We start from the raw sequence: 7,837 nt of genomic DNA, 5'->3' as shown, positions 1-7,837 counted from the left end.
ACAATCCGTCTCGTGTAAATGTTGGTTCATAGACTATAAGAAATTGATATTGTATTCTAAGTCCTATGTATGTGGTTTTTGAAACCGATTCAAAAGAAATTTAATCAATCCAATAATTACAAATTTACTTAATTATGATCTAATGAACCAACATTTATCACGAGACGGATTGTATTGCAAATTAGTACCTTTTCTGTATAATTTTATTAGTTAGATACATCCGCACTTGCAACTTCTCTCTCAAATTGCTCTGCTTGATTAATAAAGCCCTTAGAATTCGTTACTGATAATACATTTTTGATTTCACCATTTTTATTTCTATCAGACACTTCAGTAATAAATTTTCCTAACACTCTAAATTGAGACTCCCCACTAAACCCTTTCAATCTCATTTTTCCGGTGAGGAGGTTTTGCATCAGCCATTTTTTGCGTTGTTCTTTTTGGCGGATGAGTTGTTCGGTAAGTTGGATGGCTTGGTCCCAAGTGCTGAGCACTTCGGCAATGCGCTTCTGCTCGGAAAGAGGTGGAACTACAATTGGTATTGACAAGCATACTTCTTTATTTAATTTAGGCTGAGCTGTTCCTGTGTTGTATTTATCATATTTTATACTTTCGAGATATTCTGTCACAAATTTTCTATCATATCCATCACGAGTTTTCAAAACATGTGCGTGATTATTTACCCAAACTTTGCCTTCAACCATGAAAGCAAGTGGAGTTGCTCGACTTAATATATTTGCACCATCTTCACCCAACAATATAAGCTCGTCATCAAACAAATAATCATTAACATAATCAATTATCCCTGAGGCACCATAATATGGATATGGCCCTTTCATTTTACTCCTTTCAGTTTCTTTAATCGGTCTCCTGTTTTCATCCAAAAATGAAACTATTTCCCCCAATCTCTTCACCTCCCAATCGGCAGGGATTTTTCCGATGGGCGTGTCTTTGTAGGCAGTTTGTGTATGTGGTGTTGTGGTGCTCATGGTTTTAATTTAATATTTTTATATACTCAAATATCATAATCATATTAACCGTAGTAAATATTACAGAAGTCTAACTCCCTGCTGACTTGTCGGTTACCTTCTTGTTGAACTATTCGAATTTTTCGAATAGTTGAACTTTCTTCCAGTTCTCCGGATTTGAAAATCTCTTTTAAATGGTAGTTAACAGTATTGACTTCTACATCAAATAGTTCCGCAATTTTCTTTTGCGTGAGCCAGAAGGTTTCATCTTCAAAGCGGATCTCCACTTTGACATCACCCTTGGGGGTTGTGTATAATATGATTTGAGATTCCTGCATGGTAATACTTTTTTGTCTGAATCACGGATTTTGTTGATTACACGGATTTCACGGATTGTTATTTATTTAATATGCCGAAAATTGTATCCAACTTAGCCCTGAAGGTTCTCTTTTATGTTTCATTTTTTTCTGATTGCACGGTTTGTTGTTCAATTTTAAAAAATATGTGCAATCCATTAATCTGTTTAATCTGTGATTCAGACGATAATTATTTATAATACTAGCCTTTTGAAGGTTAAACTTTTGCTTCCGAAGTTGATAAGCAGTCCAACTTCCAGCTTATATGCTTTCAAATAATTCAATACTTGAGCTAAATGGACGTCTTCTAGCTGTACAATTGCTTTCAACTCTACTAAAACTTTTCCTTCCACTATAAAATCTGCCCGTCGCGTTCCTATAGGTTCGTCAAGGTCCTTATAATATATTTCTTGTTCTTTTTCTCTCTCAAATGCCAAACCAGCCTTAAACATCTCATACGCTAGGGCTCTTTGATAGATTACTTCCTGAAAACCGTTCCCAAGAAATTTATGCACTTCAAATGCAGCACCTATAACTTTTTCTGTTATGTCCTTATATTTTAGTTCAGCGTCCATAACTCTTTAGTGTTTAATTGTCTGAATCACGGATTTTATTGATTACACGGATTACACGGATTGTTATTTATTTAATATGCCGAAAATTGTATCCAACTTAGCCCTGAAGGTTCTCTTTTATGTTTCATTTTTTTTCTGATTGCACGGTTTGTTATTCGATTTTAAAAAATATGTGCTATCCATTAATCTTTTAAATCTGTGATTCAGACACCCAGCTCCTTCAGATACACTTCCATCTTCGCTTCTACCTCTGCCAACTGCTGTTTAAGATTGCTTATCTCTGTTTGTACGGCTTTGATGTCCACCTCTGGTTCTTCTTCAAAGGTATCCACGTAGCGGGGGATGTTCAGGTTGTAATCGTTTTCACGGATTTCAGCCATATCCGCGATATAGGCAAACTTGTCTTCCACCACACCGGCATTCATCTCTTCATCATGGAATTGCGTAAAGACATCTACGATGTGCTTTATGTGCTCAGGACCAAGTATGTTTTGGTTTTTCCCCGGAACAAAATCTTTGCTCGCATCGATAAACAATACTTTGCCTTTGTTTACCTTTTGCTTGTTGAAAATGATAATAGCCGCCGGGATGCCCGTACCAAAGAATAAATTTGCCGGCAATCCTATCACCGCTTCAAACAAATCTTCCTCCAATACCTGCTGACGGATTTTACCTTCAGAAGCACCTCTAAACAATACGCCGTGAGGCACGACAACACCCGCTTTACCCGAAGCATTCAAAGACTCAATTATATGAGAAATAAATGCCCAGTCGCCTTTGGATTTGGGAGGTAACCCTCTATGAAAACGGTTATACGTATCCGAACCTAACTCTTCTGCACCCCATTTGTCCAAAGAAAAAGGAGGATTGGCTACCACGGTATCAAATAGCATCAAGCTATCGCCTTCTTTGTGCTTAGGATTGCGCAAGGTATCTCCCCAACGAATCACCGCACTGTCGTAGCCGTGCAAATACATGTTCATCACCGCCAAAGCCCAAGTGCTGCCATTGGCTTCCTGCCCATACAAGGAGAAATTATTATCTCCCACTTCACGTCCGGCTTTAATCAATAAAGAACCAGAACCACAAGTAGGGTCATAGATACGAGAACCCGGTTTGGACTTGGTCAGCTTGGCCAATAAAGTAGAAACCTCTGCAGGCGTAAAGAACTCTCCGGCTTTTTTACCCGAATCGGAAGCAAAATTGGCAATCAAAAATTCATAAGCACCGCCTATCACGTCATTGTTCTCCAAATTATCAGAAGACAACTTCAGTGGATAAAAATCATTCAAAAGATTACGTAAACGTGCTACTTTACCTTTTTCATCGCCCAAATTCGAGGAGTTGAAATCGATGTTTCTAAAGATATTGGAACCGTCCTGCCCGCCCAGCTTTTCACGATTGGCTTCCTCCAATTCTGCCAAAGCATGGTTAATCATTTCTCCAATCTTGGGATTGTTGCGGTGCTCGTACAAGTAGAAGAAATTGGATTCATCCGGTACTATAAAACGCTCACGAGACAAAGCTCTCTTGACACGCTCTTCGTTGCCATTGTATTTTTTGATATATTCTTCCTTCTTTTCGTTGTAAACATCCGTTACATATTTCAAGAAAAGCATGGTCAGGATATAGTCTTTGTACTGTGAGGGGTCGATGGTGCCACGAAACGTATCACAAGCTTTCCAAACGGTATTGTTAATGTCTTTCTGAGTGATTTTATTTGCCATTTCTGATAGTTTTAAAAGTTAATGCATTGATGTATGCTTCTTCCAAGGTGATTAATTTACGTTGTATATGTATTTTCTTTTTCTTTAATATATCTAATTCTACTATCTTCTTTTGAGTTTCCAAATCCGGTATTGACACTTCAAGCTGACTTAACTCTTGTTTGGTAATGGCCGGAACTGACTGAGATGTTTTTTTGCTTTCAAAAATCTTTAATGTTTCGGGATGATTTAGATACCAGACCAAATATTCTGGCAAAATACCCTTTTCTACAACAGTCAAAATTAAAAAAACAGCACTGGCAATAGCATTTTCGTATTCATTTTGAAACAAATAAGCAAAAAAGCGGTTTCCCTTTGCGTTAAAAAGGATTTCGTTGCTCTGTAAAAAATTTCGACTGATGCTATCCTTGTACAAGACATTCGGCTCCAAATCTTTTCTCAAATTCAAACCCTCATCAAAATCCGATGTTCCTATCATGCGCACGAAAGCATCCGGCAATAGACTTTCATCTTTGTTCGAAGTCTTGGCCACAACCATTCCCGATCTTATCGCGACAATTTCTTCTAGTTTTCTGACCCAATTCATAGGATCAAATATAATTAAATCACAATAAATTTCAAAATTTATTTTTATAGTAATTGTATTACTAAAAAAATATTGAATGCAAAATTAAGAGTATTTTATAGCATATAATTACGGGAAACCGTACGAACAAATAATATATTCCTATCAATAATTTTTTGTATTTAGCGCTACTTTGAAGGCTTAAGAGTTTTTGCGAGAGCTGATAAACAAACGTACACAACAAATCTTGGAGGAAGTCAGACAAAAAGGTTATCTGTATTCCTACTTGGATTAGGGATGTTGTAAAAGCGATAAATAAATCAAATTGAAAGATGGTAAAGAAAGAATTATCAAGAAGGAAATCGTCGATACATTTTCCATTAAAAAGGGAAATCTGTGAAGTGGAGTTTTTTAAGATTCACTATAAGCTATTGGAAATTCTCTTTTAAAAAACAAAAACCTTGTCAAGTGATGCCTTGACAAGGTATAAGTAGAAATCTTCTCTATATTCAACCAAGATAATTTCTATTTCTTAAAATATCACAATTTGTAATATGCGTCTTTCACAACCTGAGCTATTAACTTTCTTCTTTCCAAAAGAAATTCCTGATAATTCATTTCTTGCCAATTTTCAGGAAGAGCGTGCCAATATCTCATATTAAGAAATTCTTCTTTACTAAATCTTTGCTCATAAATGGGTAAATATACTCTTGGTTCTTTATCGTTAATCGCAATGTTATCACTCCATTCTACTAAAGCAAAATTAGCAATCTGATTGATATCTCTCTTCTCGGTAATTCCATTTCGCGTCAACCAAGCTTTAGGAAAAAGATGATGCCTTTCCAAAGGAGATTTATTAGCGCGCAAGCCTGCTTCCAATAAATCTTTTACTTGAAGTTTGGAAAATAAACCTAAAGCATTGTGAATATTTAAAGCTGCATAATAAGCAAATAATGAGGGAGAACGAAAGGACGAAGTAGCCAAATCCATTGGAAGAGTAACCTCCCAAAAATCAGAAGTTAATTGAGAATCTATTATAGAATTCATCGCATTTACAAAATCCTCAGCCGATTTCACCGTACGAAATTTTGCTAAGTCCATTTCCATGGAAGTTTCCGGCGAACTGGTATATCGACCTGTTATGGCACACATAAAAAACCATTTTGCAATGAGTTTCTTCAAATTAAATAAATCGACTTTATAATCAATCCTACCTAGCAAAAAGAAGACATAGGAATATAAAATATTGTTGTTTGAAGAAATATAGCTTTCATTATTATAACCGGCCTGCTTTAATGCTTTGAGAAACTCATGCCAATGTTGGATATCCAAAGCTTGAGCTTGAGCGTCTTTCAATTTTTCAAACTGAAGTGTCCTTCTTTCTTCACTAAATATACCTGTTTCTAAATCCTTTCCTCGTAATATACTGTAAATATATTGAAGTCTAGCTCTTCTAAATGCCAAACCAACTGCAACCCTGAGCATTTGTTCAGGCTTTGGTACAATAATATAATTAAAAGGTGTAGCCTGTGTAGTAGAAGGAGTTCGAGCGTCTCGACAAAAGTTCTCCAAATTGGTTCTACCCTCGTCCCAAAACACACTCATAAGTGTCAAAATAAAGTCCGCTTGGTTTAAAGCTTTTCCTTCTGAGTTAATTCTTACAAAAACATCCGCTACTTGCTCTTCGTTAATCTCATGCGACAATTCCAAAACTGAAAATGGATAATTCTCCAAATTCTTCAATCGCATAAATGCCTCTTGAATTTTCATTTCCAACTCATCCGATACCTCAATATGTTTTTTTAAATTGGAAATGAAGTCTATAATCACCTTGAAGATATTAATATTTGGCTGCCATAGATCCGAGATATTCTGATAAAATCTTGGATTTTTACGTATGGCAGCATCAGGAACTTCAAATTTTTCTTCCAAAGGATTAAAGGCTATTACAATTTTTGTCTTCACATAGTTTTCCCGAACTACCTCTTGTCCTTTCAAAATTGCATATAAAGAAGTTAAGCGCTGTTGTCCATCTACAATTAAAAGGCTGGGGTACTTTTGTTTCTTATCTGTACCAATTCCTTTTACTCCTTCAATGTTGGCATTTTCCCAAAACAAAAAGTATCCCACCGGATACCCTCTATATAAACTATCAAAAAGATCTCTAACCTTAGTGTCTTTCCAAACAAAAGGACGCTGGATATCAGGTAATCCAATTGTTCCTAAATCAATATTCTGAATTAAAGTATTGAGATTATATTTTACATCTTTAAATAGTGTGGACATATTAAAACTTGATAAGGCAAAAAATATAGTATTTTATTTTAACTTTTTAGGATTCTCAATAAAAATTGATTTTCTACTATCTCTTCCATATAACTATCTATTGACCATTATATTTCTTTTGGGAGATAAGACTGTCAGTCTAAAATAAGAAATTAACAAATACCGTTTAATAAAACTCAAATAAAAAAATTATCGAGGAAAAATAAATAACAAGCGCGGAAAAACAGTTTATTCAATACCCCAAACACAAACAAAAACCCCTGAAAACTAAATATTATCAGGGGTTTGTATTTTGATGTTTTATACAATTACTTTCCGATGCAGAATTTAGAAAAGATATTATCAAGCAGGTCGTCCGTAGTTACGGTGCCGGTAATCTCCCCTAGGTGATGCAATGCCTGACGTATATCCATCGCTAGGAAGTCCGATGTCACGGGGTTATCTATGCCATACAGCACCTTTTCCAAGGCTTCGGAAGTGCGTTGCAAGGCCTCCACATGGCGGATATTAGTCACCACCACATCATCGGTATTGATATTTGCCAGGTTCACCTGTTTGAGCAGTTCATCTTTGAGCTCTTCAATACCTTGCTGCTCCTTCGCTGAGATGTATAGTGGCTGCAGAGCCGCATAAGGTTGACGTGCCTCTTCTGTCAGCAAATCCGACTTGTTGATAATCGTAACAAAAGGAATGTTCAACGTACGAATCTCCTCAATCTGCTTTTGTACCGCATCAATATCGTCCTGCGTAGGGTCGAATAGGTAGATGATAAGACGAGCCTGCTTCATCTTTTCTAGCGTACGCTCTACCCCTTTGGCTTCGATAATATCCTCGGTCTCCCGGATACCCGCTGTATCTATAAAGCGGAAGGTAATTCCCTTGATGTTGATTTCATCTTCTATGGTATCACGTGTCGTACCTGCAATGTCAGACACTATGGCGCGTTCCTCATTTAGCAGAGCATTCAGCAAGGTGGACTTACCCACATTAGGCTTACCCGCAATGACTACAGGAACACCATTTTTCAGCACATTACCCTGCTCGAAAGACTGGATAAGTTTCAGTACTACCGCATGAATCTGCATGATGAGCGCCTTGAGCTGGTCGCGGTTGGCAAACTCCACATCTTCTTCCGAAAAATCCAGTTCCAGCTCTATGAGCGACGCAAAGTGTACCAAATCTTCACGCAGCTTCTTCAGTTGGTTGGAGAATCCTCCCCGCATCTGCTGCATGGCAACCTGGTGGGAGGCGGCCGAGTTGGAAGCAATAAGGTCTGCCACAGCTTCTGCCTGCGAGAGATCCATACATACCGTTCAGAAAAGCTCCTCAGCGTCGATAACTCCGTCCCGGCGACCGATCG

6 protein-coding genes and 1 pseudogene are annotated in these 7,837 nt (G+C 37.2%); all 7 read right to left on the bottom strand.

The features are described from left to right. Positions 1–206 precede the first annotated feature (206 nt). Positions 207–989, bottom strand: a complete 783-nt coding sequence (locus SD31_RS07055; RefSeq protein ID WP_052258747.1) for a restriction endonuclease subunit S — start codon at positions 987–989, stop codon at positions 207–209. A gap of 44 nt (positions 990–1,033) precedes the next feature. Beyond that, positions 1,034–1,306 carry a hypothetical protein gene (locus SD31_RS07050; protein WP_052258746.1) on the bottom strand — a complete coding sequence of 91 codons (273 nt, stop codon included), beginning with the start codon at positions 1,304–1,306 and terminating at the stop codon, positions 1,034–1,036. Between the two features lie 212 nt (positions 1,307–1,518). Continuing rightward, a complete protein-coding gene (locus SD31_RS07045) occupies positions 1,519–1,899 on the bottom strand; it encodes a GxxExxY protein (RefSeq protein ID WP_039053615.1) in 381 nt (126 codons plus the stop codon). Positions 1,900–2,102: 203 nt separating this feature from the next. Continuing rightward, entirely contained in the window at positions 2,103–3,626 is a 1,524-nt protein-coding gene (locus SD31_RS07040; RefSeq protein WP_039053614.1) for a type I restriction-modification system subunit M, read from the bottom strand. Then, on the bottom strand, positions 3,616–4,212 hold the full coding sequence (locus tag SD31_RS07035; RefSeq protein ID WP_039053613.1) for a restriction endonuclease subunit S: 597 nt from the start codon (positions 4,210–4,212) through the stop codon (positions 3,616–3,618). Before SD31_RS07035 ends, SD31_RS07040 begins: the two co-directional genes overlap by 11 nt. A 519-nt stretch (positions 4,213–4,731) precedes the next feature. Next, positions 4,732–6,477 (bottom strand): DUF262 domain-containing protein, encoded by a 1,746-nt coding sequence (locus SD31_RS07030; RefSeq protein WP_039053612.1) that lies wholly within the window; start codon positions 6,475–6,477, stop codon positions 4,732–4,734. 308 nt (positions 6,478–6,785) lie between these two features. After that, positions 6,786–7,781: pseudogene (gene mnmE, locus SD31_RS07025) on the bottom strand (tRNA uridine-5-carboxymethylaminomethyl(34) synthesis GTPase MnmE); the annotation flags it as partial. Positions 7,782–7,837 lie beyond the last annotated feature (56 nt).

This window comes from Sphingobacterium sp. T2 (genome assembly GCF_000814685.1).
Taxonomy (GTDB): domain Bacteria; phylum Bacteroidota; class Bacteroidia; order Sphingobacteriales; family Sphingobacteriaceae; genus Sphingobacterium; species Sphingobacterium thermophilum.
The sequence above is the reverse complement of the archived record's forward strand: the minus strand, read 5'-3'. Positions and strand labels throughout refer to the sequence as shown.

Bases quoted from the DNA above. Each gene is read 5' to 3' on its own strand.
- SD31_RS07055 (WP_052258747.1), bottom strand. From the start codon at position 989: ATGAGCACCACAACACCACATACACAAACTGCCTACAAAGACACGCCC.
- SD31_RS07050 (WP_052258746.1), bottom strand. From the start codon at position 1,306: ATGCAGGAATCTCAAATCATATTATACACAACCCCCAAGGGTGATGTC.
- SD31_RS07045 (WP_039053615.1), bottom strand. From the start codon at position 1,899: ATGGACGCTGAACTAAAATATAAGGACATAACAGAAAAAGTTATAGGT.
- SD31_RS07040 (WP_039053614.1), bottom strand. From the start codon at position 3,626: ATGGCAAATAAAATCACTCAGAAAGACATTAACAATACCGTTTGGAAA.
- SD31_RS07035 (WP_039053613.1), bottom strand. From the start codon at position 4,212: ATGAATTGGGTCAGAAAACTAGAAGAAATTGTCGCGATAAGATCGGGA.
- SD31_RS07030 (WP_039053612.1), bottom strand. From the start codon at position 6,477: ATGTCCACACTATTTAAAGATGTAAAATATAATCTCAATACTTTAATT.